Here is a 25,633-nt window from a genome sequence, read left to right on the forward strand (position 1 = left end):
TGTCAGCGCTTGTCTCTAAAGGCCGCTTTACGCTGCTCCTTGCGGGCGGCGGTGGCTTCTTCGAAGTTGTCGGTGAGCAGCCGGACGTACAGCTGGCCCAGGCCCTCTTGGTGCATGTGACTTTCCAGGCTAGCGGCGTCCAGCCCACTCCAAATGGTGCGCTTGGTCAATTCGATCCCTGGACGGGAGAACCCGGCGATGCGCTCTCCAATCGCGTAACACTCTTCCAGCAGGGATTCCGAGGCCACCTTGCGGGATACCAAACCGATGCGTTCGGCCTCGTCGGCCTCGACGTCGCGGCCGGTCAACATGATGTCCGAAGCGCGGGAGGTGCCGATGGCACGCGGCAGCAGATAACTCAGGCCCAGCTCGCTGGCGGTCAGCCCGTTGTTGATACCGGCAGCCCGGAAGTACGCAGCCTCCGATGCAACCCGGACATCACAGGCCAGCGCCAGGCACAGGCCACCGCCGATGGCGGCGCCGTTGATGGCCGCGATCACTGGCTGATGCATCCGGCGCAGCGTGAGGATGACCTCGTCAAGGAGCTCCATGGAGCGCAGCGCGATCGTCGGCTGGGTCAATCCCCCGATATGCGGGATGGGCCCAGCAGATTTCTGATCGGCACCCGAACAAAACCCCTTGCCGGCCCCGGTGATGATGACGGCCCGCACATCGTTGTCATGACTGATGTCCACAAGCGTCTGCTTGAAGGGCAGCATCACATCGAACGCCATCGCGTTCATCCGCTCCGGCCGGTTCAGGGTGACCAAGGCAATATCCGGACGCGGACGGTCGACCAGCACGAAACTCATGCGTCCATATAACCGACCGCGGCGGGTTGCACCAAATCGTTTCCGCGCGGTACCGCGCGGGCCGCGCTACGCCTCTTGTTCGCGCAGTGCGGCCTCAACGTCGAGATCGCGGACCTTCTGCACCAGGTCGGCCAACGATGCCGGGGGCAGCGCACCGGCCTGGTTGAACACCAGCTGGCCCTGCTTGAACACCATCAGCGTGGGAATCGACCGGATGTTCGCCGCCGCGGCCAGCGCCTGCTCGGCCTCGGTGTCCACCTTTGCGTGGACGACGTCGGGGTTCTCCTCCGAAGACGCCTCGAACACCGGCCCGAACTGGCGGCACGGCCCGCACCAAGACGCCCAGAAATCCACGAGCACGATGTCGTTGTCGTGGACCAAGTCGTTGAACGCGTCAGCGGTGATGTCACGTGTTGCCATGTTGTCCTCAACGTCGCCGGGGTGCGTGATGTTCCAGGGGCCCTCAGTACAGCGCGGCCAGGGCCTTGCCGATGTTGAATCCCACGAACTCCTCCTGCCGGCCGGTGCGCAGCTTGTTCACCCAGTCGGGATCCGACAACAGCGCGCGGCCCACGGCGATGACGTCGAACTCGTTGTCGGCAAACTGCCGCAACACCGCCTCAACGGGCGCGGGCTCGATGTCCCGGACCTCGGTGGGTTTGAACTCCGTCTGCAATCCCACGGAGCCGACGGCAATGGCCGGCAAGCCCGTGACACGTTTGGTCCAACCGGCAAGACTCAGCTCTCCATCGGCCCCCGCCAGATCCGAGAACGCCGGTACGTAGTGGCGACGTGTGGACGGGTGGAAAACGTCCACGCCTGCCTCGACAAGTGGCGCGAGCAAACGTTCCAGCTCTGCGGGGCTATCGGCCAGGGTGGCTGTGTAGTCAGCCTGCTTCCACTGTGAAAACCGGTACAGGATAGGGAAATCGGGCCCGACGGCCGCGCGTACGGCCCGCACCACCTCGACCGGGAATCGCACTCGATCGACGATCGATCCGCCATACCCGTCGGCCCGAATGTTGGTGCGCTCCCACAGGAACTGGTCGAGCAGGTAGCCATGCGCACCGTGTAGTTCAACGGCGTCGAATCCGGCCGCCTTGGCGTTGCGCGCCGCCGTCGCGTACTGCTCTGCGAGCGGAGCAAGTTCACCGGTCAGCAGCGCTCGGCCCAGCGGGGAAGCATCTCCGGCCAGACCCGACGGGCTCACCGACTCCACCTGGGGATTGAACTCCGGATCGGCGCCGCGCTCGACACCCTGGTGCCACAGTTGGGCCGCGATCGCCGATCCCTCGCCGTGCACGGCGTCGGTGACCGCCGACCATCCCGCCAGTGCGTCGTCGCCGATCAGGCGTGGAACGCTGGCCTGACCGCCCGCGGCATCGTCGGGAATGAAGACGCCCTCGGTGATGATCAACCCAACACCTCCCGCGGCGCGGCGGCGGTAGTACGCCGCCACGTTCTCGCCCGGGACACCACCGGGAGAAGCCGATCGTGTCATCGGCGCCATCGCGAACCGATTGGGGGCGGTCAGCGATTTCACGGTGAACGGTTCGAAAAGGGGCGCTACGTCTGGTCTCACGTCGGTCACGAGGTGTCAAACTACGCCGACGCCTGATCCATTCCGGATAACGTGGTCAACCATGTCACCAAATCTCCGGCCACGGCCTACGTTGCTCGTGATCGCCGGAGTCGTCGTGTTCGCCAGCGCAGCGTGTGGTGGCTCCGCGGATAAGCCGGCCCAGCCGTCAGCGGGCCCTGCCTCGACCACTGTCATACGGCACGCAGGTGGGCACGACAGGGCGGGCGGATTGATCTCCTCGGTGTCGGGGCACACGGTCCAGGTGACCAACCCCGTGGGCAGCATTGATATCGACTTCAACACCATGACCAAGCTCACCGAGGTGCAACCCGCGGACCTGTCCGATGTGATCGTGGGCAGCTGCGTCAGCGTGCAGGCGACAGCCGGGGCAGATGAGTCGGAACAGGCCACGGCGCAACGGGTGCTGATCAGCGCGGCCGAGGACAACAAATGTGCGCTGGAGACACCACCCGGCGGCGCACCACCTCCCGGCATACCGCCGGGGCCACCACCGGGCGGCGCACCCGGGGGTTCACCTCCCCCATTCGGCGGCCCCAGCGTCCAGGGTGCCGTCGCGTCGGTCAATGGCAGCACCATCGTGGTGTCGAATACCGATCCCAGTGGGGCGTCGGAGATTCAGACCAACGTCACGGTGACCGCCGACACCCGTTACGACCAACGGCAACCCACCGAGGCCACCGCGATCATCGCCGGCAAATGCGCGGATGCACACGGCACCAAAGATGCCGAGGGAGTGCTGCAGGCCACCAAGATCGACCTAGGCCCGGCGACCGACGGGCGATGTGGACCTGCCCCGCGATAGGTCCGATCTGGCATCCGCGATACACAGCAACTTCTCACGCATGCCGGAGCGCACCCTCAGCCCGCGCCAGCACGCTGAGGTGTCCCATTCATCGAACATGGAGAACACCGATGTCCCCACACCAGACACCCGCCCCACCACGGCTCGCCCGCGGCGCACTGTTCGCACTCGCCGGACTCACCGCGCTTTCGGTGGCCGCCTGCGGCACGCCTACAAACACCAACGGCGCGTCCACGAATTCATCGGCACCGGCTACGTCCTCGGCCGCACCCCACGGTGAACACAACGGGAAGGACCATGTAGCCGGACTCATCGCCTCGGTCTCGGGCAGCACCATCCAGGTGACCAAGAAGGACGGCACCGCGACCGTCGGATTCAGTCAATCCACGAAAGTCTCCGAGATCACTTCCGCGCAATTGTCCGACGTCACCACCGGAAGCTGTATCGCCGCGATGGCACAACAGGACTCCAACCCGCCAACGGCCCGCCGGGTGATGATCTGGCCTGCCGAGGACGGCAACTGCGCACCAGCACACAAGAAGGGTTCGCCCGAGTCTTCCCCGGCCCCGACATCGGAGAAACGCCCCGAGCATCAGGCTGTTCGCGGGACAGTCTCCGCCGTCAGCGGAAACACCATCACCGTGTCCGCCACCGACCCGAACGGCAGAGCCGCCACCCCGGAGACGGTGACTGTCAACAACGACACCGCCTATGCCAAGCGTGCTCCGGCGGCCCAGAGCGCGATCGCCGCAGGCAAGTGTCTCGCCGCACACGGCGCCGATGACGCTTCGGGCAATCTGCAGGCCGCGACGATCACCCTTCGCGCCGCGAAGGACGGCTCATGCGAAGGCGGCCAAGAAGGCCACCACCAGCACTAGACGGTGAAGCCGAGGGCCCGGAGCTGCTCCCGACCATCGTCGGTGATCTTGTCCGGGCCCCACGGCGGCACCCAGACCCAGTTGATCTTGATCTCGTTGACCAGCCCGGCGCCCACTAGCGCGTTACGCGACTGGTCCTCGATGACATCGGTCAGCGGGCATGCCGCCGAGGTGAGCGTCATGTCGATCATGGCGACTTTGCCGCTCTCGCCCTCTTCGACGTTGAGCCCGTACACAAGTCCCAGATCTACGACGTTGATTCCCAGCTCGGGGTCAACAACGTCACGCATTGCCTCTTCGAGATCTTCGAGAAGCTTCACTTCCGCTGACACTTCGGTCATCGCTTCACCTTCTCAGTAGTGCCGCTGGTCGCGGCGTCTGCCTGCACGAGAGCGTCTTTGAATGCCATCCATCCTAGGAGCGCGCACTTTACACGGGCCGGGTACCGCGAAACTCCCGCGAACGCGACGCCGTCACCGATGACATCCTCGTCCCCGTCAATGGTGCCGCGTGAGGAAATCATCTCGTTGAACGAGGCCACCGTCTTGAGTGCCTCATCCACGGTCAGCCCGATCACCTGATCCGTCAGGACCGAGGTCGCGGCCTGACTGATCGAGCAGCCCTGTCCGTCATAGGACACATCGGCGATTCTGTTGTCATCCAAGGTGACTCGCAGGGTCACCTCATCGCCGCAGGTCGGGTTCACGTGGTGCACCTCGGCCGCGAACGGCTCACGCAGCCCGCGATGATGCGGATGCTTGTAGTGATCCAGGATGACTTCCTGGTACATCTGCTCAAGCCTCACAGGAACGATCCCCTGTCGCTCCGCTCGCCCAGGAAAAACTCCTGCGCGCGACGGACTCCTACCACCAATCGGTCGACTTCATCCAGGGTGTTGTAGACCGCGAAGGAAGCCCGGGCGCTCGCCGCGATACCGAAGCGTCGATGCAGCGGCCAGGCGCAGTGATGCCCGACCCGTATCGCCACACCCTCGTCGTCGAGCACCTGACCCAGATCGTGCGCGTGGATTCCGTCCACCACGAAGGAGACCGCGCCACCACGGTCGACGTTCTCCGTTGGACCGACGATACGAACGCCCTCGACACTTCCGAGCCCGGCCAGCGCGGCCGATACCAGCTGATATTCATGCGCGGCAACGGCTTCCATGCCAATGGCGTTGAGGTAGTCAACGGCAGCGCCAAGGCCGACCACCTGCGAGGTCATCGGCACACCGGCCTCGAATCGCTGCGGCGGCGGCGCGTAGGTGCTGACCTCCATGGTCACCGTCTCGATCATGGAGCCACCCGTGATGAACGGAGGCATGGCTTCCAACAGTTCGCGACGGCCGTACAGCACGCCGACACCCGAGGGGCCGAGCATCTTGTGCCCTGAGAACGCCGCGTAGTCGACACCCAGTTCACGGAAGTTCACCGGCATATGCGGGACGGACTGGCAGGCGTCCAACACGACAAGGGCACCAACGGATTTAGCGCGGCGCACCAGCTCGGCAACGGGAGCCACCGCACCCGTCACGTTGGACTGGTGCGTGAAGGCGACAACCTTGACGGCACCCGTGAGCTCCAGTGAATCCAGATCGATGCGACCGTCATCGGTGACGCCGTACCAGCGCAAGGTGGCCCCGGTGCGGCGGCAAAGCTCCTGCCAGGGAACAAGGTTCGCGTGATGCTCCAGCTCGCTGATGACGACCTCGTCGCCCGGGCCCACCGCACGGCCGAACCGGCTGTCACCGAGGGTGTACGCCACCAGGTTCAGCGATTCGGTGGCGTTCTTGGTGAAGACGATCTCGCCGTCATCGACACCCACGAAACGAGCGATGGTGTTCCGCGCGCCCTCGTACGCATCGGTGGCTTCTTCGGCCAGCTGATGTGCACCGCGATGAACCGCGGCGTTGCGCTCGGTGAGAAAGACACGTTCGGCATCGAGAACCTGGATGGGCCGCTGCGAGGTCGCACCGGAATCCAGGTACACCAACGGCTTACCGCCACGCACCGTCCGGCTCAGGATCGGGAAGGCATCCCTGATCTCCGAGATCCGGGTGGTGTCCAGCGGCACCGTGGCCGTCACGGTCAGGCTCCCACCGCTTGGGTAAAGCGCACGTAGCCGTTCTCCTCCAGCTCGTCGGCCAGCTCAGGACCGCCCGACTCGACGATGCGCCCGCCGACGAAGACATGCACGAACTGCGGCTGGATGTAACGAAGAATCCGGGTGTAGTGGGTGATCAGCAGCACGCCACCGTGCTCACGCTCCGCGTAGCGATTCACGCCCTCGGACACAATCCGCAGGGCGTCGACATCAAGGCCGGAGTCCGTCTCATCCAGGATGGCGATCTTCGGCTTGAGCAGGCCCAGCTGCAGGATTTCGTGGCGCTTCTTCTCGCCGCCCGAGAAGCCCTCGTTCACGCTGCGCTCGGCGAAGGCGGAGTCGATCTCCAACTCTCCCATCGCTTCCTTGACTTCCTTGATCCAGTGGCGCAGCTTCGGAGCCTCGCCACGCACGGCGGTGGCGGCCGTGCGCAGGAAGTTCGACATCGAGACTCCGGGCACCTCGACCGGGTACTGCATCGCCAGGAAAAGACCAGCACGCGCGCGTTCGTCGACGGACAGTTCCAGCACGTCCTGGCCGTCGAGGGTGATGGACCCCGAGGTCACCTCGTACTTGGGGTGTCCGGCGATGGCATAGGACAGCGTGGACTTCCCGGAACCGTTGGGGCCCATGACCGCATGGGTCTCCCCCGAGTTCACCGTCAGGTTGACGCCCTTGAGGATCTCGATGGCCTCGCCCTCGTTGGGCGAGATGCTGACGTGCAGGTCCTTGATTTCCAGAGTGGTCATTGAGTTGCTTTCTATCTACGAGTTGGTCTGGGCGAGTTCGTTTTCGACGGCCGCGGTGAGGCGGTCGCGCACTGACTCGATCCCGATCCGGCCAATAATGTCCTGGAAGAAGCCGCGCACCACCAGTCGGCGCGCATCCTCCTCGGCGATACCGCGCGAGCGCAGGTAGAACAGCTGCTCGTCATCGAAACGCCCGGTGGCACTGGCGTGCCCGGCCCCGGCGATCTCACCGGTCTCGATTTCGAGGTTGGGCACGGAGTCGGCCCGGGCGCCATCGGTGAGGATCAGGTTGCGGTTCAGTTCAAAGGTGTCGGTTCCGGTGGCCTCGGCGCGGATGAGCACGTCACCGATCCAGACCGTGTGCGCGTCAGGCTTATCGGAAGCCGGATCACCCTGCAGCGCACCCTTGTACGTGACATGGGAGCGGCAGTTGGGCTGAGCGTGATCCACCAGCAGCCGGTGCTCGAAGAACTGGCCGTCGTCGGCGTAGTAGAGACCGAGCAACTCGGCGTCACCTCCCGGCGCACCGAACCGGACAGTGCCGGTGAGACGGACCAGATCGCCGCCCAGGGTGACCGCGATGTGGCGCAGTACCGCGTCCTTGCCGAGCTTGGCGTGATGTGCGCAGACATGCACCGCGTCATCGGCCCAGTCGGCGATCGAGACGACGGTAAGCCGGGAGGCATCGTCGAGCACGAATTCGACGTTCTCGGCGTACGTTCCGCTGCCTCGGTAGTCGATGACCACCACCGATTCCGAAAGCTCGCCGGCCTGAACCTGGGTGTGCCCGTAAGCCACCTGCCCGGCACCGGGACCGGTCACCGTGATCTCAATCGGGTCCGCGGCCACCGCCTGCTTACCGACGGAAATGACGGTCGCCTTCGAGAACGACGAGTACGCCTGCGCGGCAACTCGATCCGAAGGTACGCCGCCCCGGCCGAGCCGCTCATCGGTGCGGTCCACGGTCTCGACCGTCACACCGTCAACAGTGCCGACAGCCACTGTGGGCTCGGCGGTCGCGGTGGCACTGCCGTCGTGCAGACCACGCAACCGGCGCAACGGGGTGAAACGCCAGAGCTCGTCACGGCCGCCGGGCACTTCGAATGCGCTGACGTCATAGGAGCTGAACAGCTCACCCTTGTTGACAGCCGCACCCTCTACGGCTTCAGTGAGATTCGACATGTCTTAACCGACCGCGCCTTCCATTTGCAGCTCGATGAGACGGTTGAGCTCAAGCGCGTACTCCATCGGCAGTTCCTTGGCAATGGGCTCCACGAATCCGCGCACCACCATGGCCATCGCCTCGTCCTCGGTCATGCCGCGGCTCATCAGATAGAACAGCTGATCGTCGCTGACCTTCGAGACGGTTGCCTCGTGCCCCATCGTGACATCGTCTTCGCGGATGTCGACGTAGGGGTAGGTGTCGCTGCGGCTGACCGAGTCGACCAGCAGCGCATCGCATTTGACGGTTGAACGGGAACCGTACGCCCCCTTGTTCACCTGGACCAGGCCCCGATAGGAGGCCCGCCCACCGCCGCGCGCCACCGACTTGGAGACGATGTTGCTCGACGTGTTCGGCGCCAGGTGCAGCATCTTGGCGCCGGTGTCCTGGTGTTGTCCCTCGCCCGCGAAGGCCACGGAGAGCACCTCACCCTTGGCGTGCTCACCGGTCATCCACACGGCCGGGTACTTCATGGTGACCTTGGAGCCGATGTTGCCGTCGACCCATTCCATGGTGGCCCCCGCCTCAGCCCGGGCACGCTTGGTGACCAGGTTGAATACGTTGTTGGACCAGTTCTGGATGGTCGTGTAGCGGCAACGCCCACCGGCCTTCACGATGATCTCCACCACGGCCGAGTGCAACGAATCGGACTTGTAGATCGGTGCGGTACATCCCTCGACGTAGTGCACATAGGCACCTTCGTCGACGATGATCAGCGTGCGCTCGAACTGACCCATGTTCTCGGTGTTGATGCGGAAGTACGCCTGCAGCGGGATGTCCACGTGGACGCCCGGCGGCACATAGATGAACGATCCACCGGACCAGACCGCGGTGTTGAGTGCGGAGAACTTGTTGTCCCCGGCCGGGATGACGCTGCCGAAGTACTCCTTGAAGATCTCCGGGTGCTCACGCAGGCCCGAGTCGGTGTCCAGGAAGATGACCCCTTGGGACTCAAGGTCTTCCCGGATCGAGTGGTAGACGACCTCGGACTCGTACTGCGCCGCGACACCGGCCACCAGCCGCTGCTTCTCCGCCTCGGGGATGCCAAGCCGGTCGTAGGTGTTCTTGATGTCCTCGGGCAGTTCATCCCAGGATGCGGCCTGCTTCTCGCTGGAGCGCACGAAATACTTGATGTTGTCGAAATCAATGCCATCAAGGTTCGATCCCCAGTTGGGCATCGGCTTCTTATCGAAGGTGCGCAGCGCCTTCAGGCGGACATCGAGCATCCACTCGGGCTCGCTCTTCTTCGCCGAGATGTCACGCACCACAGCCTCGGACAGACCGCGCTGCGCACTAGCTCCCGCGGCATCGGAGTCCGACCAGCCATAGCCGTAGTTGCCCAGTGACGCGATCGTCTCGTCCTGGGTCAGCACCTCACGCTCGAGGGTCATTGTGACTCCTTACTGGTCGTTGTATCTGACGCGGGGCTGGGCGCCAGAGTTGTCGATACGTGCAGCGGAATATGCGTCGTACAGGCACAGTCACCGTTGGCGATGGTGGCTAGCCGCTGTACATGTGTTCCCAACACCTCGGCGAAGGCCTGCTGTTCTGCCTCACAGAGTTCGGGGAACTCGGCGGCCACGTGCGATACCGGGCAATGATGCTGACATATCTGCACACCACTGGAGGGTCCACCGGCTCCACCGACCCGCTGGGTGCTGGCTGCGTACCCGGCCTTGGTCAGGGCCGCGGCCAATTGATTCACCGTGGCCTCGGTGTCGTGAAACGGTCCACCGGCGACGACATCGCTCAGGATCGAGTCAATGCGACGGCGCGCGAACACGCGCACCGCATCGTCGCCGCCGATCTCGCGCAGCTGACGCATGGCGGCAGACGCGAGGTCGTCGTAGGCGTGATTGAGCTTGGCGCGACCGTCCGCGGTGAGCTGGAACCGCTTGGCCGGGCGGCCTCTGCCGTTGTGCTGCCATGCGGCCGCCGGATTCGAGATGGCGTCCCCGGCCTCGATCAAGGCGTCGAGGTGACGGCGGACACCCTGGGGCGAAAGACCAAGCCGTTCGCCAATCTCACCCGCGGTGACCGGCCCGGACTCCATGAGCAGCCGCACCACGGCCACCCGTGTCTGCCCGTCGTGAGACACGGCCGGGGCAGCGTCCAGCACCTGCGACGTCGCCGCAGCAGACGCCACCGCAGAGGGCTGGCCGAATTTCACAACACCAGTGTGACGCAATTCAGAATGCCACGTCTAGCAAGGGTTACCTATGTTGATCGCCGCCGCGCCTGCCGGACAGGCCCTGCCCGGCAGGTTCCACGGAGCCGGCACGACGGGCCGATACGCTGCTCGCGTGTCGGTACGTGGTCAGTGGCTGAGTTCGTCGCTGTCGCATCTGCATGATGACGAACGTTCCTCGGCCCCGCTCAATGAGCGCGAGCTCACCGCCATGAACCGAACTCGGCTGTTCGGCGCGACGGGAACCGCCCTTATGGCGATCGGCGCACTCGGCGCCGGCGCGCGTCCGGTGATCCAAGACCCGATCTTCGGTGTTCGGCTACTCAACCTGCCCTCGCGCATTCAAACGGTGTCACTGACGATGACGACAACCGGCGCGGTGATGATGACGCTGGCCTGGCTGATGCTGGGTCGATTCGCCATCGGCAGCCTGCGCAACAAAGGTCCGGACGGGCGTCCGAATGGAACCAGAGGCCCGGTGCGCAGGATGTCCCGCGGCCAGCTGGACCGGACCCTGCTGCTCTGGATTCTGCCGCTGCTCATCGCGCCGCCGATGTACTCCAAGGACGTGTATTCGTACCTGGCCCAGAGCCAGATAGCGCGCCTGGGCAAGGATCCGTACACCGAAGGACCAGCGGTCGCCCTCGGCCTGGATCACGTGTTCACGCTGTCGGTACCCAGCATGTGGCGAGAAACACCTGCCCCCTACGGTCCATTGTTTCTGTGGATCGGCAAGGGCATCTCGCGGCTCACCGGCGATGACATCGTCGCCGGAGCACTGTGCCATCGGATCGTTGAACTGCTCGGTGTGCTGTTGATCATCTGGGCAACACCACGCTTGGCCCAGCGCTGCGGCGTCGCAGAAGTCAGCGCGCTGTGGCTCGGCGCCGCGAATCCGCTGCTGCTGATGCATCTGGTCGCCGGAATCCACAATGAAGCGCTCATGCTGGGCCTGATGCTGGCCGGCACCGAGCTGGCCATGCGCGGTGTCGACTCGACACGCCCCCTCATCGGGGTGCGTACCGATTGGGCGACCTGGGTACCGCTGGCCAATCTGCTGGCCGGCACGGTGCTGATTACCGCGTCTTCACAGGTCAAGCTGCCTTCGCTGTTAGCGCTGGGATTCGTCGGCATGGCGCTGGCGCGCCGGTGGGGCGGCGGTGTGCGCGGGCTCTTCCAGGCCGGAGCATTACTGGGCACCATCACCGGCGCCTGCACAGTTCTCATCGGATTCGCCAGCGGGCTCGGGTTCGGCTGGGTGTTCACACTCGGCACCGCCAATGCCGTCCGTAGCTGGATGTCTCCGCCCACGCTCGTCGCGCTGGGCACCGGGCAAGTCGGCATCCTGCTCGGCCTGGGCGATCACACCACCGCGATCTTGTCGCTGACCCGCGGAATCGGTATCGGCATCATCGGTATCGCGGTGTCGTGGCTGCTACTCGCGGTGCTGCGCGGGCGCCTGCACCCTGTCGGAGGGCTGGGTGTCGCGCTGGGCATCACCGTGTTGCTGTTTCCGGTCGTCCAGCCCTGGTACCTGCTGTGGGCGATCATTCCGCTGGCCGCGTGGGCCACCCGTCCCGCGTTCCGCGGGACCGCCATCGGCATCACGCTGCTCGTAGGCATTTTCGGGCCCACCGCCAACGGTGACAGATTCGCGCTGTTCCAGATCATCGACGCCACCGTGGCGAGCGCGATCATCGCGCTACTGCTCATCGCTATCACGCACGACTATCTGCCGTGGCGTCGGCTGCCTAACGGTGACAAACACGCGCCGCTTACGCTGACTGACCGTGACGCAACCACCGACAAAGACGGCACCGCCGGTGCGGATGCGGTCGGTGACGAAGCGATACGGGACAACGACAGCACTCCACAGCCTCAACCTTGAGGTAGAGCGCGCGCAGGTCTTTGCACTGCTCGGCCCCAACGGCGCCGGCAAGACAACGACCGTCGAATTGTGCGAGGGCTTCCTGCATCCCGACGAGGGCACCGTTGAGGTGCTGGGTATGGATCCGGTCGCGAAGAACTCGGCGGTACGCGCGCGTATCGGCGTCATGCTGCAGGGCGGCGGTGCCTACCCCACCGCCCGGGCCAGCGAGATGCTCGGCCTTGTCGCCTCATATTCAGCCAATCCCCTTGACCCGCAATGGCTTCTGGACACGCTGGGGTTGACCGATGCCGCCCGCACTCCGTATCGGCGGCTGTCCGGAGGACAGCAGCAGCGCCTCGCGCTGGCGTGCGCACTGGTGGGCCGGCCCGAACTGGTCTTCCTCGACGAGCCAACAGCCGGTATGGATGCCCATGCCAGGTTGGTGGTGTGGGAACTCATCGACAGCCTGCGTCGTGACGGCGTGTCGGTGGTGCTGACCACGCACCACATGAAGGAGGCCGAGGAACTGGCCGACCAGCTCATGATCATCGATCACGGTGCCGTGGTGGCGGCCGGTACACCGTCGGACCTGATGCAGACCGGCGCCGAGAACCAGCTGCGCTTCTCGGCGCCACCACGGCTGGACTTGACCCTGCTCACCTCGGCGCTGCCGGAGGGATACAAGGTGGCCGAGGTTACGCCCGGCGAGTATCGCGTCGAGGGCGTAGTCGATCCGCAGGTACTGGCGACGGTAACCGCGTGGTGCGCCCGCATGGATGTGTTGACCACCGACCTGCGCGTGGAGAAACGCAGTCTCGAGGATGTGTTCCTGGAATTGACCGGCAGGGAATTGCGATGACCGAAACCACACCCCGTTTCGACCCGGGAACGTTCACGCCGGATCCGCGCGCCAGCGCGGTGCACACCATGCTCTTCGCGCAGTTCTGGCTGGAGCTCAAGCTATTGCTCCGCAACGGCGAACAGTTGCTGCTGACCATGTTCATCCCGATCACACTGCTCATCGGGCTGACCTTGCTGCCGCTGGGCCAATTCCCCGGATCGCGTACCGACATCTTCGTGCCCGCCATCATGGCGCTGGCCGTCATCTCCACCGCCTTTACCGGGCAGGCCATCGCCGTCGGGTTCGATCGCCGGTATGGCGCTCTGAAACGCCTGGGTGCCACCGCATTACCGGTTTGGGGCATCATCGCCGGCAAGTCGCTGGCCGTGGTGACGGTGGTTGTCTTGCAGGCCGCTGTCATAGGCGCCATCGGTGCCACGCTGGGCTGGCGCCCGCATCCGGTCGGACTGCTCCTCGGCGCGGTGGTCATCGCCCTCGGAACCGCAACCTTTGCGGCGATGGGACTGCTACTCGGCGGCACACTGCGCGCGGAAATCGTGCTCGCCCTGGCGAATCTGCTGTGGTTCATCTTCGCTGGGCTGGGGGCGTTGACCCTGGAAGACGGCCGCACCACCGACGCAATCCCCCATGCCGTGGTGCTTTTAGCTCGGCTTTCTCCTTCGGGTGCGCTCTCGGAGGCACTGGCTGCCGCAATGACGCTTTCAGTGGACTGGTTCGCGATCGCCGTGCTCGCGGTGTGGGGCTCGCTCGCCGGATACGGTGCGCTGCGCTGGTTCCGATTCACCTGATCCGATGAGATCCGGGCTCGCCACCGGTCTGTACCGGTATGTCCCATGCCAAGCCCTTGCCCCCGATTGTTTCCCGCAACGAATGGCTCCAAGCGAGCGCCGAGCTGTTGGTCCACGAGAAGGCCACAACGCGAGCCCTCGATGATCTGGCCGCTCGGCGTCGCCGGATGCCGATGGTCGCGATGCCCGGCGGTTACACGTTCACCGGCCCCGGCGGCGGGCTGTCACTACCGGATCTGTTCGACGGGCGCGACCAGCTCATCGTCTACCAGTTCATGGACAACGGTGCCGATGACTTCTGCTCCGGGTGCGCCTCGGTATGCGACAACATCGGCAGGCACGAGCATCTGAACGCCCGCAGTACCACCTTCGCGGTGGTTTCCACCATGCCGTATGCACAGATCGACTCCCTCAAGCACCGCATGCAGTGGACGTTCCCGTTCGTGTCGTCCCGCGAGACGACCTTCGCCGAGGATTGCGGCGCCGGGAGCGGATTCGGCATCAGCGTGTTTCTGCGCGACGACAACACTGTGTATCAAACCTACTTCAGTACGGACCGGGGCGGGGACAAGATGCGCCTGGACTTCACGCTGCTCGACCTCACACCCTATGGCCGTCAAGAAGATTGGGAGGACTCCCCCGATGGCTGGCCGCAGACGCCGCCCTATCAGTGGTGGCGCTTACACGACGAGTACTAGCAAAGACCCCGTACGCTCCCCCCATGGCAGATATCGCAGCAGCCCTGGATCGCTTCGTGGCTGCCTTCAACACCAATGATCTCGACCTGGTGATGGAACATTTCGCCGAGGACGCCGAATACCTTCCAGGGGATGGGTCCCGCCATGTGGGTCTCACCGCCATTCGCCGTGAATTCGAACCCCAGTTCCGGGGCACCTATGGCGCGATGACATTCGATGAGCACGACCGGATCATCGACGCGGCCGCCCGTAAGGCCACCATCCGATGGACCTGCCGGCATGACATCCGTGGGCGCCGGTCCCCCGCGCCACTGCTTGGGTTGGCGACCCGCCTGGTGGCCGTTGTCTACCCACGATTTGGCTGGGAAGGCTTGGATGTCTTTCACTTTGACGCGCACGGCAAGGTCACCGGCAAGTACTCGTACTCCAACTACGTACTTCCGCGCATCAGCCGCAAACTCGGTTAGTCGGTCATTTCCGCGCTGTTGCCCATCGACTCGCTTACCCTCCGCTACCGTAGAACCCATGTCCGCCTCCCGCCGGCCGCAGCCCGCCAAGTCGGTGCGGCGCCGCCCCAAGGATCGGAAGGTCCAGATCGCTAAGGCGTCATCCGACGCCTTCAGTGAATCCGGATATCACGCAGTCAGCATGGAGGAAATCGCATCGCGCGTGGGCATCTCGGCGCCGGCGCTCTATCGGCACTCCGCAAGCAAATACGACTTGTTTCGTGACGCGGTGCTGGGACTGGGGCATTGCCTTGTCGACGCCACCGACCCTCTCCACGAAGCTGATGCCGATCCGCGAGAGACACTGCGCGCCTTGATAGACGGACTCATCGAGACTACGATTGCCCACCGCACAGCCGGAGGCCTTTTCCGCTGGGAGGCAAGGTATCTCAAGGACGAGGACCAGGTCGAACTCGCCAATCAGATCAAACTCGTCAATCGGCGCATACAGAAGCCGCTCGAATCCATACGGCCCGCGTTGACATCTCATGAGCGCTGGACGCTGTCGTCGGCAGCTTTGAGCGTCATCGGCAGCATCACCGATCATCGCGCTGCACTGCCCATCCCGGAAATCCGTACTGTCCTTGCCGAACTCGCCGCGGCGGTGCTGTACGCGGAGCTGCCCACACCACCGCCTCACCACAAGATCATGCCCTCAGCGCCACCGGTGACGGTTGATGCGGGGCCCTATGAGATGTTGCTGCATGAATCGATGCGGCTCTTTAACGTAAACGGCTACCGCGAAACCAGCATGGAAGACATCGCGACGGCCATCGGAATTCCGGTGTCCGGCATCTATCGCTACTTCCCCAGCAAGGCAGATATGCTCGCCGCCTCGTTTCGTCGTGCGGCAGACCGGATTTCCGGCGATGTCTCCCGGGCGCTATCCGAGACGACAGCGCCAGAGGCCGCATTGGAGAGGCTCGTCGCGGGATACGTGGCACGTTCGTTCGAACGGCCAGAACTCGGATACGTCTACTACACCGAACGCATCAATCTGCCCGCGGCAGACCAGGCGATCCTGCACCATATTCAGCGCTCCACGGTCGAATCCTGGACCAAGCTTTTGTTGTCCGCGCGGCCCGAGATCTCGCCCGGGCATGCACGGTTCGCGGTCCACGCCGGCTTCACGCTTGTCGTGGACCTGGGGCGGCTGGTTCAGTACGACAACACCGAGCACGCGCAGGCCAGCGTCCGGCGCCTCATGGAGGCCGCACTCCTCGGCAGACCTATCCCGGTGAGCTCAGATGAGCGGCCTGCCGGTGCGCAATCTCCAACGTAGATCGCGCATGAGCAAGCTGTAGTTCATGTTTCGCAGATATCGCGGGATGAAGCGGTTCACAAATGAGACGAACAGAAACAGATGCTCGAACCGCCGCCTGTCGTCGTCCGTCCATTCCAGGCCGATCTGCTCGCGGAAGACCGGCGCGAGAAATCCTATAGTCAGGAAGCGCAACAGTGGCGCCAGCAGCCTGCGCATGGGCCAGTTGATCATGCGCAGGTCGATCAGCTTCATCGCGTAGTCGCGGATGTACCCGTCCAGCGCGACCCGTTCACATGCGATGTTCCAATAGGTATCGAAATCTGCTCTGGTCGAAGGCCATTGATCCTCTGTCACCTGCAAAGTCGTCCCGATAGGCATCGCCTTCTGGAAGAAGTACTCGGCTTGCTCTTCGGTCATCTTGCCGTGCAGCAGTTGGTAGGTGTCCTCGTAGAAGATGAACAGGCACGCCGCCACCCACAGCTGCAACTCTCGGTTGAACGCATTGTAGTCCACCGGGCTATGTTCGGTCGATCGCACCTGCCGATGAGCGACGTTGACGGCATCGCGGTACGCGTTTCGCTCCTCTTGGCTCCCCAGGACAGCGACGGCGAGATATTGCGCCGTGGTACGCAGACGCTTCCACGGGTGCTTCATGAGACTGCCGGACTCGACCCTGCTTTCGGCGACGCCGTATCCCACTTCCGGCCAGCACATCTGCATGACCACGTTCGCGGCAGCCCCGGCCGCCGACCAGAAATCGAGTGCCTGCGTGGGGTCGACCTTCTTCTTTGGCACCCAGCGCGGGGTGTATTGAGTGATCTGTATCCGTGTCTGATCAGTGGTGAGGCGAGGCCTGACCGCAGGGTCTATCTGAACGTATTGCATTGGCATGGTTTACTTTTCCTCTCAGCGCAGGCTTGTCAGCCACATCTGCAGCAGCACCAGAAGTCCGCCCAGCGCCGCGATTCCGGCGACGAGGAGACAGACGAATGAGACCCATAACCCAATCCGCAGTACCGGATTGACCTGACGGCGGCCTCCCATGATCTGAACGATGATCACCAGGACATCGATGACCCACACCAACCCCATCATCAGGTCATGCACACATTCGAGAACGTGAGCACTGGCCAGCAGACAATCGAGCCGAGAAACGAGATCACCAGGTCGATCCCGTCGAGTTCCTTGAGGTGCGATGTGTGCGTCAGTGTCCACACCACACCGATCAAGCCGTAGGGAATCCCGATGATGATCAGTGTCCCGAGGAACTCGGAGACCTTCATCTCGTAATTCAGCATCCGGTTGAGCTTGCTCAACATTGCTGGAACATCCTCTCTGACATCCCGGCACCACTACGCCGGTAGTAAACCGCCCTACATCATGTTTTCCGCTGTTCACCTGATACTAGGGACTGCTACGTGAGATTAGTGCATGTGAGATGCCAACATATCTCGTTCAGAACATTTATGTTAATGACTATTCTTCGCAAGATCTATTGACCACGCTTTGGGGACCTCCCTAGAGTGTGGGCCACGGAAGACTGCAACGGCGCCGTCCGCACTGTTGCTGTCTGACCCGTCAAGGGAAAGTCGGGGATAAGACTTTGAGTGATCCAGCAGTGGAGCTTGCGTCGGCTCACGGAGTGAAGGCTCCGGCCGGCAGCGTCGCGACGATCGAGGACTGGGCCGTCGGCTACGTCCGGCGTCATCCTTTGGCGGCCGTGACTACTGTCGGCGAGCAGTTCGTGATGGCCGTACATACCGTGCAGTACTTCTTCATCGACGTAGCCTCCGGGCGTTTCCCATGGCGTGAGTTCATCCGTCAGGGCGCGTTCATGGCATCGACCGCTGTACTTCCCACCGTCCTGATCGCACTGCCGCTAGGAGTCACACTGTCGATTCAATTCGCACTCCTGGCGGCACAAGTCGGTGCCACCTCACTGGCCGGCGCCGCCAGTGGACTGGCGGTGATTCGCCAGGCCGCACCACTCGTGGCAGCGATGTTGATGGCCACGGCCGTCGGCTCGGCGATCACCGCCGACTTGGGTTCGCGGACAATGCGTGAAGAGACCGATGCCATGGAAGTCATGGGAGTCTCGGTGATCCGCAGGTTGGTGGTTCCCCGGTTCGCCGCCGCGATCCTGGTGGCACTGCTGCTCACCGGCGGAACCTGTTTCGTCGGCTTCTTGGCCGCCTACCTGTTCAATGTCTACGCCCTGGATGGTGCCCCAGGCAGCTTCGTAGCGACCTTCTCGTCCTTCGCCACCACCGGCGACATGATCGTGGCCCTCCTCAAGGCGGTCATCTTCGGTGCTTTGGTAGCGGTGATCGCATGCCAGAAGGGCCTGGCAACTCAGGGCGGCCCGATCGGAGTGGCTAATTCAGTGAATGCCGCTGTCGTGGAATCGATCTTGATCCTCATGGCCGTGAACGTCGCCATCAGTCAGTTCTACGTCATGCTGTCTCCGCGTACGGGCCTGTGACGTGACGGCGTCACGTCACATCCCCGGACCGCTGCGCCCCTTCCAAAGGGCTCAAGACGTCGGCGCGGGACCGGTCATGCAACTCGGGCACATGCTCACCTTCTTCGGCGAAGCGCTCGCCGGAATCCCGTTCGCATTACGCCACTACCGCAGAGAATTTGTGCGCCTGCTCTCCGATATCTCGTGGGGAAACGGATCCATCGTGGTTGGCGGCGGTACCGCCGGCGTGGCGGTGGGGCTGGGGATGCTTGCCGGCGCCTTGATCGCCATCGAGGGTTACGCCTTCCTCGACCTGCTTGGACTGGGTCCGGCAACAGGTTTCATCTCGTCGCTGGTGAACACCCGCGAACTGGCGCCGTTGATGGCCTCACTGGCGTTCGCGGTGCAGGCGGGTTGCCGCTTCACTGCCCAGCTCGGCTCGATGCGCATCGCCGAGGAGATCGATGCGTTGGGCGCCTTGGCTATCCGGCCCATCCCCTATCTGGTCACCACCCGGTTAATGGCCTCGGTCGTCGCCGTCCTGCCGCTCTATGTGGTGTGCCTGGCCACCAGCTATCTGTCCTGCCAGCTCATGGTGATGGTTCTCGGCAACACCTCCACCGGCTCCTATCTGCACTACTTCACCATGATGCTCAGTGTTCAGGACGTCATCTATTCGGTGATCAAGTGCATCATCTTCGGCTGGATCGCCTCGACCATCCAGTGCTACTACGGCTTCTATGCCAGCGGCGGGCCCGAAGGGGTCGGGGTCGCGGCAGGCCATGCCATTCGATCCACCATCACCGCCGTCGTGATGGTCAACATGCTGCTCACGATGGCCCTCTGGGGCGTCGATGCGGGCGCACGGTTCGGAGGCTGACGTGCGCAACCCTTTCGAATTCGACGGCCGCGGCCCGAATACGCGCCAACTGCTCATCCGCGGCGGGATCGTCATCGTCTCCATCGCCGTAGCAGTGACCCTGCTGCTCTTGAAATCGACTGGCCGCCTGGATGACTACATCAACGTAGTCGCCGAGCTCGAAAATGTCGGCGACGGCCTGCCCAGGAAATCTGACGTCAAGTACCGGGGCGTGCTCGTGGGTGCTGTCCGCGACGTCACCCCAGCGGTCGACGGCAAGCCGAACTACGTGCGGATCCAGATAAAAGCGCCGTACGCCAAGAACATTCCGTCGACCGTCACCGCACGGGTCGTGCCCAGCAATGTGTTCGCGGTGTCCTCGGTGCAGCTGGTCCAGAACGGGAACGCGACGCCGATCCGCGCCGGGGCCCGCATCCAGGAAGACACCACATTGCCGACCGTGCTGTTCCAGACAACCATCAGCAAGCTGCGCGATGTACTGGCCGCCACGGGTCGTGACCGCAACGACAACACGGTGGGCATCCTGGCGGCAGTGGGGGCCGCCACCGAGAACCGCAGGGCCAGACTTCTCACCGGCGGAGCCCAATTGAACCGCCTCATTCAACAGCTCGACAGCATCGTCACCACCGACCCTGGCCCATCGACCGTCTCTGCCCTGGTCGATGCGGCGGCCGGATTACAGGACACCGCTCCTGACCTGGTCGATGCGTTACATCAGGCGGTCCGGCCGATGCAGACATTCGCCGAGAAACGCGCACAACTGAAATCGATGGTCGCCAGTGCCGACTACACCTTCGGCACAGCGCGAGAAGCCATCGACAACCATGTTGACCAGCTCATCCGGATCTCCGCGGAGCTCGGTCCCGCACTCGGCGTCATCGCGAAAAACCGTAGGCACTTCGTACCGATCGCGGTGCGAACCAGGACGTTCGCCAACAAGTTCATCGAGGAGGCGTGGAATCCGGAGAACGACAGCGCGACGCTGCGCGGCATCCTCTCCTTCACGCCTTCCACTACCTACACCCGAGCCGATTGCCCCCAGTACGGCGAGCTCAAGGGCCCGAGCTGCTTCACCGCACCGCAAATCGCCGTACGCCCAGACCTACCGGAAGTTCTCCTCCCACAGAACTATCGGCCGCCCAAAGACTTAACGCCACCACCGGGAACGAAGATCGGCCCCGACGGAAATCTGATCGCTGTGGGCCCCCCGCTAATCAACCCGAATCCCGCACTCGCTGACCCCAACCCACCCTTGCCCTGGTGGACCGGCCCTGCTCCCCGGGTACCCGGGACCGCGGACCCCGCAGACGCTCCCCCGCCTCTCAGCCCGGCACAGTCAGTCCCAGCTGCCGCACCTGCCTCATACGGCGGCAACGTGGGGCCGGTGGGCGGGGCCGAGGAAAGGGCCCAGCTCGGCCTGATCACAGGCGAAAAAGCCAGTACAGCAACACAACTACTGCTCGGTCCGTTGGCGCGGGGAACCACCGTGTCCCTGAAGAAGTCACACGAAAGCGGGTCATGAAAGTACGCGGCGCGTTTGTGGGCCTTGCCCTTTTCACAACGGTCTGTCTTGGTCTGACCTGGCTGGTTTATGTCTCGCTGCGGCGCGATATCTCCGGATCGACGACGCCCTATCAAGCAATGGTCTCCGACGTGTTCGGTCTGCGTGAGGGCGATGACGTCAGGATCGCCGGCGTGCGGGTAGGCCGCGTCGAAAAGGTGGAACTCGCCGACGATACGGCGAAGGTCTCCTTCGTCGTACAAAACGACCAGCACGTGTTCGGGAACACCGTTGCTTCTGTGACGTACCAGAACATCATCGGCCAGCGCTATCTCGGTCTGTCGATCGGCAATACAGGCAGCCTCGATCCGCTGCCCGCGGGCAGCACCATTCCACTGGAACGGACCGAGCCCTCATTCGATGTCGGCAGACTGCTACACGGATATGCGCCCCTGTTCAGCACCCTGGATCCCAAGCAGCTCGACAACCTGACCAATGGCGTGGTCGCCTCACTGCAGGGCGATACTGCCGCGATACCCACGCTGGTGAACCAAACCACCAGCCTGACAAGGATTGTCGCGGGTAAGGACGAATCTCTTGACCAGGTCATTACCAACTTGGACGCGGTCTCCGGCATCCTCGCCGAGCAGGACGGCAGCCTTGATCAGATCTTGACCCAGACCCGGCAGATGATGTCCGCGTTCAACGCCAAGCGCCCTGAACTTGTGGACTCACTGGGTTCTTTCCGCCATGTGGCCCAACGGCTCTCCGCGATCAGTGACATCATCGATCCGCCACTCAACGAACTCATCAACCGCCAGCCGGGCGTGGCCCGGCACATGGTCGGCATCGAAAGTCAAACCGCATTCCTGGGAAGCAATCTGCCGCTAATCCTCAAGGGCGTCGCCCGGATAACACAGAGCGGCTCCTACGTGAACATCTATGCGTGTGATCTCAACGCGCTCGGATTCTTTCCCGGGTTGAACATCGTCGTCCCGATCATCGTGGATGCGGCAACACCGGGAAACAAGGCCCAGCACACACCCAAGTGCAGGAGCATGGCCAATGGTTAACAGGGCACGTTGGCGGCGTTCCGTTCGGCGCCCGTTGGACTCGTACAACAAAACATGGATCGGATTCATCGCGATCGGATTGATAGTCGCGGTGATGGGCGGATTGCTCCTGGTCAAGACCGCTGGTCTCGGATATCGGCACTACACCGCGCAATTCGCGCAAGCCGCCGCCCTGCACACGGGCAACATCGTCACGGTCGCGGGCATCCCGGTCGGTGAGGTGACCAGCATGCGCCTTGCTCGCGATCACGTGGAAGTCGGTCTGCGTGTGCGCGACAACGTCCCGCTGGGCGCCGAGACCAGGGCGATTATGAAGGTCACCACCATCCTTGGCTCGCGATACCTCGAGTTGCGGCCGGGACGCAGCGGCACTGTGGCCCACGGAATCATCGACCTGGCGCATACCGAGGTCCCCTACGATCTGCAAGACACATTGGCCGACGTCACCACCACGTTCGGCGAGACCGATACCGACCAGATCGCCGCCTCGCTCGGCGCGCTGGGCAAGCAGCTGGAGGGCCTGCCGCCGGTCATCCCGCAAGCCATGGACGATCTGCATCGTCTCTCCACCATCGTTGCCAACCGGCGGACCCAGATCGGGTCGCTGCTCGCCAATATCGACACCGTCAGCAGCACACTGCGTCGCCAGCAGTCCGGGGTCGGGACACTCGTCCGGCAGGGGCAGGACTTGCTGGGCGAATTCGTGGTACGCCGCACCGCATTTCACGCACTGATCCAATCAACCACAAAGCTGGTCGCGTTCCTGAGCAAGGTCGTGGTGGACGACCAGGCCAGCATCGAAGACTTGATCCGGGACCTGAATCACCTGCTGAGGTTGTTGTCGGACCACGACGACTTGGTGCGCAACATCCTGCAGATCGCCCCGGTCACAGCGCGCAATGTCACCAATGCCTTCGGGTACGGCAACGCCTGGGAAGCCAATGTCACCAATGGGCTGCTGGTGGACTCGTGGATGTGCGCAATCAGCGGCCGGGCACAGCAATTCGGCATGCTCGAGTATTTCAAGGACTGCAAGTGAAAACTATCCCGCGATCGACCATCATCGCCGCCCTCATCGCCGCTCTGATGGTGGCGGCCGCTCTCGGCGTCATCGGGTGGCGCTACATCAAACCGTATGTGAACACCATGACGGTCACGGCCCAGTTCGAAAGCGTTTCGGGGCTTTATGTCGACAATCCGGTCTCCGTGCTGGGTATGCCGGTGGGACGCGTAGCCGCCATCAACCTCAAGGGCGGCTACGCCGAAGTGGTGCTGGCGATCGACGAAGACGTACAGATTCCGGCAGATGCGCAGGCGGTGACGGTGTCTACGTCGATTCTCACCGACAGGCACATCGAGCTCACTCCGCCCTACCGCGGCGGGCCGACATTGAAAGAAGACGACACCATCGGACTACCGAACACCAAATCGCCCATCGAATTCGACCGTGTGCTCGGCATTCTCGACAAACTGTCGGGGTCGCTGCGCGGCGACGGCAAGGGGCAGGGGCCGCTCGCTGATCTGGTGAACAACAGCGCCGCGATAGCCGACGGCAACGGTGGGCAGATGAAATCGGCGGCAGATGCACTGTCAAAGGCCCTGCGCATCACCTCCGAAGACGGCGGTGCACTCACCCGCGAGCAGCTGATCACCATCATCACCAACACCAGCTCGCTCTTCGATGCCGCCGCCAAAAACGACCAGACGCTGCGCGACTTCGGTTCCAGCGTGCGGCAACTCAGCCAGATCGTCGCCAATGAGGACTTTGGTTCAGGAGAAACGGGCCACACCCTCAACGCCATCATCGAGAAGGCCGGCGCCATCGTGGAGAGGAACCGCAACAACTTCGCACAGAGCGTGCAACACGGAAACACGGCACTGCAGTCGTTGACCGACTACCAGCGCGAGGCCTCGGAACTCTTCGACGTCCTCCCACTGATGTCCGACAACCTCTACAACGCCGTCGATCAGAACAACGGGAGTATGCGCGCGCACATCCTTGTCGACAAGGTCCTCTTCGACACCCAATTCGCCAAGGAGATATGCAATCTCATGGGGTTGCGCCAGCTCGGTTGCAGCACTGGAACGCTTCAGGACTACGGGCCTGATTTCGGATTGACCTACATGCTCGATGGACTCGCAGCGATGGGACAGAAGTAGTGAAGCATTCTGTCGCCCTCAGTGTGCTGCTCGCCGGCGCCCTTCTGTCCGGGTGTGCCACCAATGGCCTGGCCAGCCTCCCGCTGCCCGCGCCGAGCGACGGAAACGGCGGGTACACGTTGACCGCGTTGTTCACCAACGCGCTCAATCTCCCCGACAGGGCCAAGGTCAAGCTGGCCGGCGCCGATGTCGGTTTTGTCGAATCGATGGCGACCCGGAACTACGTCGCCGTCATCACCCTGCGCATCATGGACGGGGTACGGCTCCCCGCCGGGAGCACCGCGCAGCTGCGCTCGGCCACGCCACTGGGTGACGTGTTCGTCTCCGTTGCGCCGCCGTCCGACAGTCGACCCAACGATCCCCTGTTGAAACAAGGTGACACCATCGGCCTGGATTCAACGGCGGCCGCGTCGACGGTGGAGTCGGTGATGAGTTCGGCGGCCCTGATGATCAATGGCGGTGCCGTGCGCAACCTCACCGACATTGTCAACGGTCTCGGTAAGGCGACCGGGGATCAAGGGCACGCTTTTGGGAACCTCATCAGTGATTCCAACCGGCTCTTGGCGAAAATCGACGCGCGTTCAACACAACTCGACGCGGCCATCACCAACGTTTCACAACTGTCCATGCGACTGGAAGACAAGCGCACAGCGCTGGCGGAGATGATGAGGGCCGCGGGCCCCGCCACCGAAACCGTCTCCGAGAACACCCGGGGAATCATCGACCTCGCATTGCAGGTCGGCGGCGCGTCCCGGCAGTTGTCCAAGTTTCCGTCGATCGCGGGCACCGACCAGGGAACCCGCAGCGTGGTCGCGGACCTCAACGATGTCGCGGGGGCACTCAATGATGTGGTGGTCAGCCCCGACACCAAGCTCTCGGACCTGAGCCGTCTGCTCCCGATCCTCGTCAAACTGACCTCGGGAGACTCGCTGCCCCTCAATGCCCAGATCGACAAGATCGCACTCGGATCCATCCCCGATATCGGGTTCAAGGGGGACCCCGGCCTCCACGGCCCGAAGCGATACGACTGGGCCAAGCTCGCCGGTTCGATCAAATACACGCTGTGGCGCCTGCAGGAGCGGGTCGTCGGGCAGGGCCCGGACAGTCCGATGGGTGGGGCACCCATCCCGCCGACACCCATACCGCCAACGCCTGGTGCCCCGGTTTCATCCGCACCCGAACAAGGTGAGCCACGATGACCACGAGCATCGCC

28 protein-coding genes are annotated in these 25,633 nt (G+C 63.5%); 15 read left to right on the forward strand and 13 right to left on the reverse strand.

All coding sequences use genetic code 11. From position 1 onward, the window contains the following. Positions 1–2 precede the first annotated feature (2 nt). The 3 genes from AOT83_RS09470 to AOT83_RS09480 all read right to left on the reverse strand — a co-directional run bounded on the left by AOT83_RS09470 (position 3) and on the right by AOT83_RS09480 (position 2,403). Positions 3–812 carry an enoyl-CoA hydratase gene (locus tag AOT83_RS09470; protein ID WP_057965909.1) on the reverse strand — a complete coding sequence of 270 codons (810 nt, stop codon included), beginning with the start codon at positions 810–812 and terminating at the stop codon, positions 3–5. A gap of 66 nt (positions 813–878) precedes the next feature. Further along, positions 879–1,232: a thioredoxin gene (gene trxA, locus AOT83_RS09475; protein WP_030093461.1), complete on the reverse strand. Its 354-nt coding sequence runs from the start codon at positions 1,230–1,232 to the stop codon at positions 879–881. 43 nt (positions 1,233–1,275) lie between these two features. After that, complete coding sequence (locus AOT83_RS09480; protein WP_057965910.1) at positions 1,276–2,403, reverse strand: NADH:flavin oxidoreductase; 1,128 nt, start codon at positions 2,401–2,403, stop codon at positions 1,276–1,278. Between the two features lie 52 nt (positions 2,404–2,455). Between AOT83_RS09480 and AOT83_RS09485 the strand changes: the two genes are divergently transcribed. Together AOT83_RS09485 and AOT83_RS09490 are read left to right on the forward strand one after the other, a co-directional pair. Continuing rightward, positions 2,456–3,217 (forward strand): DUF5666 domain-containing protein, encoded by a 762-nt coding sequence (locus tag AOT83_RS09485; RefSeq protein ID WP_220098494.1) that lies wholly within the window; start codon positions 2,456–2,458, stop codon positions 3,215–3,217. Between the two features lie 110 nt (positions 3,218–3,327). Then, on the forward strand, positions 3,328–4,095 hold the full coding sequence (locus AOT83_RS09490; RefSeq protein WP_057965911.1) for a DUF5666 domain-containing protein: 768 nt from the start codon (positions 3,328–3,330) through the stop codon (positions 4,093–4,095). On the opposite strand, the gene AOT83_RS09495 is transcribed toward AOT83_RS09490, so the two are convergent. Genes AOT83_RS09495 through AOT83_RS09525 form a run of 7 tightly spaced genes read right to left on the reverse strand, consistent with a single transcriptional unit; the run spans position 4,092 to position 10,339 of the window. Further along, on the reverse strand, positions 4,092–4,436 hold the full coding sequence (locus tag AOT83_RS09495; RefSeq protein ID WP_030093465.1) for a metal-sulfur cluster assembly factor: 345 nt from the start codon (positions 4,434–4,436) through the stop codon (positions 4,092–4,094). The genes AOT83_RS09490 and AOT83_RS09495 overlap by 4 nt on opposite strands. Next, on the reverse strand, positions 4,433–4,900 hold the full coding sequence (gene sufU, locus AOT83_RS09500) for a Fe-S cluster assembly sulfur transfer protein SufU (RefSeq protein ID WP_044103925.1): 468 nt from the start codon (positions 4,898–4,900) through the stop codon (positions 4,433–4,435). The genes AOT83_RS09495 and sufU overlap by 4 nt, the downstream gene beginning before the upstream one ends. Further along, on the reverse strand, positions 4,897–6,180 hold the full coding sequence (locus tag AOT83_RS09505) for a cysteine desulfurase (RefSeq protein ID WP_057965912.1): 1,284 nt from the start codon (positions 6,178–6,180) through the stop codon (positions 4,897–4,899). Before AOT83_RS09505 ends, sufU begins: the two co-directional genes overlap by 4 nt. A 2-nt stretch (positions 6,181–6,182) precedes the next feature. Then, positions 6,183–6,947, reverse strand: a complete 765-nt coding sequence (sufC, locus tag AOT83_RS09510; protein WP_046253847.1) for a Fe-S cluster assembly ATPase SufC — start codon at positions 6,945–6,947, stop codon at positions 6,183–6,185. Between the two features lie 15 nt (positions 6,948–6,962). Beyond that, complete coding sequence (sufD, locus tag AOT83_RS09515; protein WP_057965913.1) at positions 6,963–8,129, reverse strand: Fe-S cluster assembly protein SufD; 1,167 nt, start codon at positions 8,127–8,129, stop codon at positions 6,963–6,965. A gap of 3 nt (positions 8,130–8,132) precedes the next feature. After that, complete coding sequence (gene sufB, locus AOT83_RS09520; RefSeq protein ID WP_057965914.1) at positions 8,133–9,560, reverse strand: Fe-S cluster assembly protein SufB; 1,428 nt, start codon at positions 9,558–9,560, stop codon at positions 8,133–8,135. Then, entirely contained in the window at positions 9,557–10,339 is a 783-nt protein-coding gene (locus tag AOT83_RS09525) for a metalloregulator ArsR/SmtB family transcription factor (RefSeq protein ID WP_044103926.1), read from the reverse strand. Before AOT83_RS09525 ends, sufB begins: the two co-directional genes overlap by 4 nt. A 133-nt stretch (positions 10,340–10,472) precedes the next feature. Between AOT83_RS09525 and mptB the strand changes: the two genes are divergently transcribed. Genes mptB through AOT83_RS09555 form a run of 6 tightly spaced genes read left to right on the forward strand, consistent with a single transcriptional unit; the run spans position 10,473 to position 16,363 of the window. Beyond that, positions 10,473–12,245, forward strand: a complete 1,773-nt coding sequence (gene mptB, locus AOT83_RS09530) for a polyprenol phosphomannose-dependent alpha 1,6 mannosyltransferase MptB (protein ID WP_057966031.1) — start codon at positions 10,473–10,475, stop codon at positions 12,243–12,245. Beyond that, positions 12,187–13,086: an ABC transporter ATP-binding protein gene (locus AOT83_RS09535; protein WP_057965915.1), complete on the forward strand. Its 900-nt coding sequence runs from the start codon at positions 12,187–12,189 to the stop codon at positions 13,084–13,086. Before mptB ends, AOT83_RS09535 begins: the two co-directional genes overlap by 59 nt. Further along, positions 13,083–13,877, forward strand: coding sequence for an ABC transporter permease (locus AOT83_RS09540; protein WP_057965916.1), 795 nt, complete (start codon positions 13,083–13,085; stop codon positions 13,875–13,877). Before AOT83_RS09535 ends, AOT83_RS09540 begins: the two co-directional genes overlap by 4 nt. 38 nt (positions 13,878–13,915) lie before the next feature. Then, positions 13,916–14,575, forward strand: coding sequence for a DUF899 family protein (locus AOT83_RS09545; RefSeq protein ID WP_057965917.1), 660 nt, complete (start codon positions 13,916–13,918; stop codon positions 14,573–14,575). A 23-nt stretch (positions 14,576–14,598) separates the two neighbouring features. Next, a complete protein-coding gene (locus AOT83_RS09550; protein WP_057965918.1) occupies positions 14,599–15,042 on the forward strand; it encodes a nuclear transport factor 2 family protein in 444 nt (147 codons plus the stop codon). A gap of 58 nt (positions 15,043–15,100) precedes the next feature. Next, positions 15,101–16,363 carry a TetR/AcrR family transcriptional regulator gene (locus AOT83_RS09555; RefSeq protein WP_057965919.1) on the forward strand — a complete coding sequence of 421 codons (1,263 nt, stop codon included), beginning with the start codon at positions 15,101–15,103 and terminating at the stop codon, positions 16,361–16,363. Here AOT83_RS09555 and AOT83_RS09560 read toward each other — a convergent pair. Genes AOT83_RS09560 through AOT83_RS09570 form a run of 3 tightly spaced genes read right to left on the reverse strand, consistent with a single transcriptional unit; the run spans position 16,325 to position 17,664 of the window. Continuing rightward, positions 16,325–17,236 (reverse strand): oxygenase MpaB family protein, encoded by a 912-nt coding sequence (locus AOT83_RS09560; protein ID WP_057965920.1) that lies wholly within the window; start codon positions 17,234–17,236, stop codon positions 16,325–16,327. The two genes, AOT83_RS09555 and AOT83_RS09560, sit on opposite strands and share 39 nt — an antisense overlap. Positions 17,237–17,251: 15 nt before the next feature. Next, positions 17,252–17,452, reverse strand: a complete 201-nt coding sequence (locus tag AOT83_RS09565) for a hypothetical protein (protein WP_078284576.1) — start codon at positions 17,450–17,452, stop codon at positions 17,252–17,254. Next, complete coding sequence (locus AOT83_RS09570; protein WP_057965922.1) at positions 17,440–17,664, reverse strand: hypothetical protein; 225 nt, start codon at positions 17,662–17,664, stop codon at positions 17,440–17,442. The genes AOT83_RS09565 and AOT83_RS09570 overlap by 13 nt, the downstream gene beginning before the upstream one ends. 284 nt (positions 17,665–17,948) lie before the next feature. Here AOT83_RS09570 and AOT83_RS09575 point away from each other — a divergent pair, with 284 nt between their 5' ends. The 7 genes from AOT83_RS09575 to AOT83_RS09605 are packed head-to-tail and all read left to right on the forward strand — an operon-like array spanning position 17,949 to position 25,619. After that, positions 17,949–18,827, forward strand: a complete 879-nt coding sequence (locus AOT83_RS09575) for an ABC transporter permease (protein WP_199339984.1) — start codon at positions 17,949–17,951, stop codon at positions 18,825–18,827. Between the two features lies 1 nt (position 18,828). Then, positions 18,829–19,686: an ABC transporter permease gene (locus tag AOT83_RS09580; RefSeq protein ID WP_057965924.1), complete on the forward strand. Its 858-nt coding sequence runs from the start codon at positions 18,829–18,831 to the stop codon at positions 19,684–19,686. Position 19,687: 1 nt separating this feature from the next. Further along, positions 19,688–21,208 (forward strand): MCE family protein, encoded by a 1,521-nt coding sequence (locus AOT83_RS09585; RefSeq protein WP_057966032.1) that lies wholly within the window; start codon positions 19,688–19,690, stop codon positions 21,206–21,208. Next, on the forward strand, positions 21,205–22,260 hold the full coding sequence (locus AOT83_RS09590) for an MCE family protein (protein WP_057965925.1): 1,056 nt from the start codon (positions 21,205–21,207) through the stop codon (positions 22,258–22,260). Before AOT83_RS09585 ends, AOT83_RS09590 begins: the two co-directional genes overlap by 4 nt. After that, the gene (locus AOT83_RS09595) at positions 22,253–23,299 is read left to right on the forward strand and encodes an MCE family protein (RefSeq protein ID WP_057965926.1); all 1,047 of its coding nucleotides are present in this window, start codon (positions 22,253–22,255) and stop codon (positions 23,297–23,299) included. The genes AOT83_RS09590 and AOT83_RS09595 overlap by 8 nt, the downstream gene beginning before the upstream one ends. Continuing rightward, entirely contained in the window at positions 23,296–24,420 is a 1,125-nt protein-coding gene (locus AOT83_RS09600; RefSeq protein WP_075908900.1) for an MlaD family protein, read from the forward strand. The genes AOT83_RS09595 and AOT83_RS09600 overlap by 4 nt, the downstream gene beginning before the upstream one ends. After that, a complete protein-coding gene (locus AOT83_RS09605; protein WP_057965927.1) occupies positions 24,420–25,619 on the forward strand; it encodes an MlaD family protein in 1,200 nt (399 codons plus the stop codon). The genes AOT83_RS09600 and AOT83_RS09605 overlap by 1 nt, the downstream gene beginning before the upstream one ends. Positions 25,620–25,633 lie beyond the last annotated feature (14 nt).

The organism is Mycobacteroides sp. H001 (assembly GCF_001440005.1).
Lineage (GTDB): Bacteria > Actinomycetota > Actinomycetes > Mycobacteriales > Mycobacteriaceae > Mycobacterium > Mycobacterium gwanakae.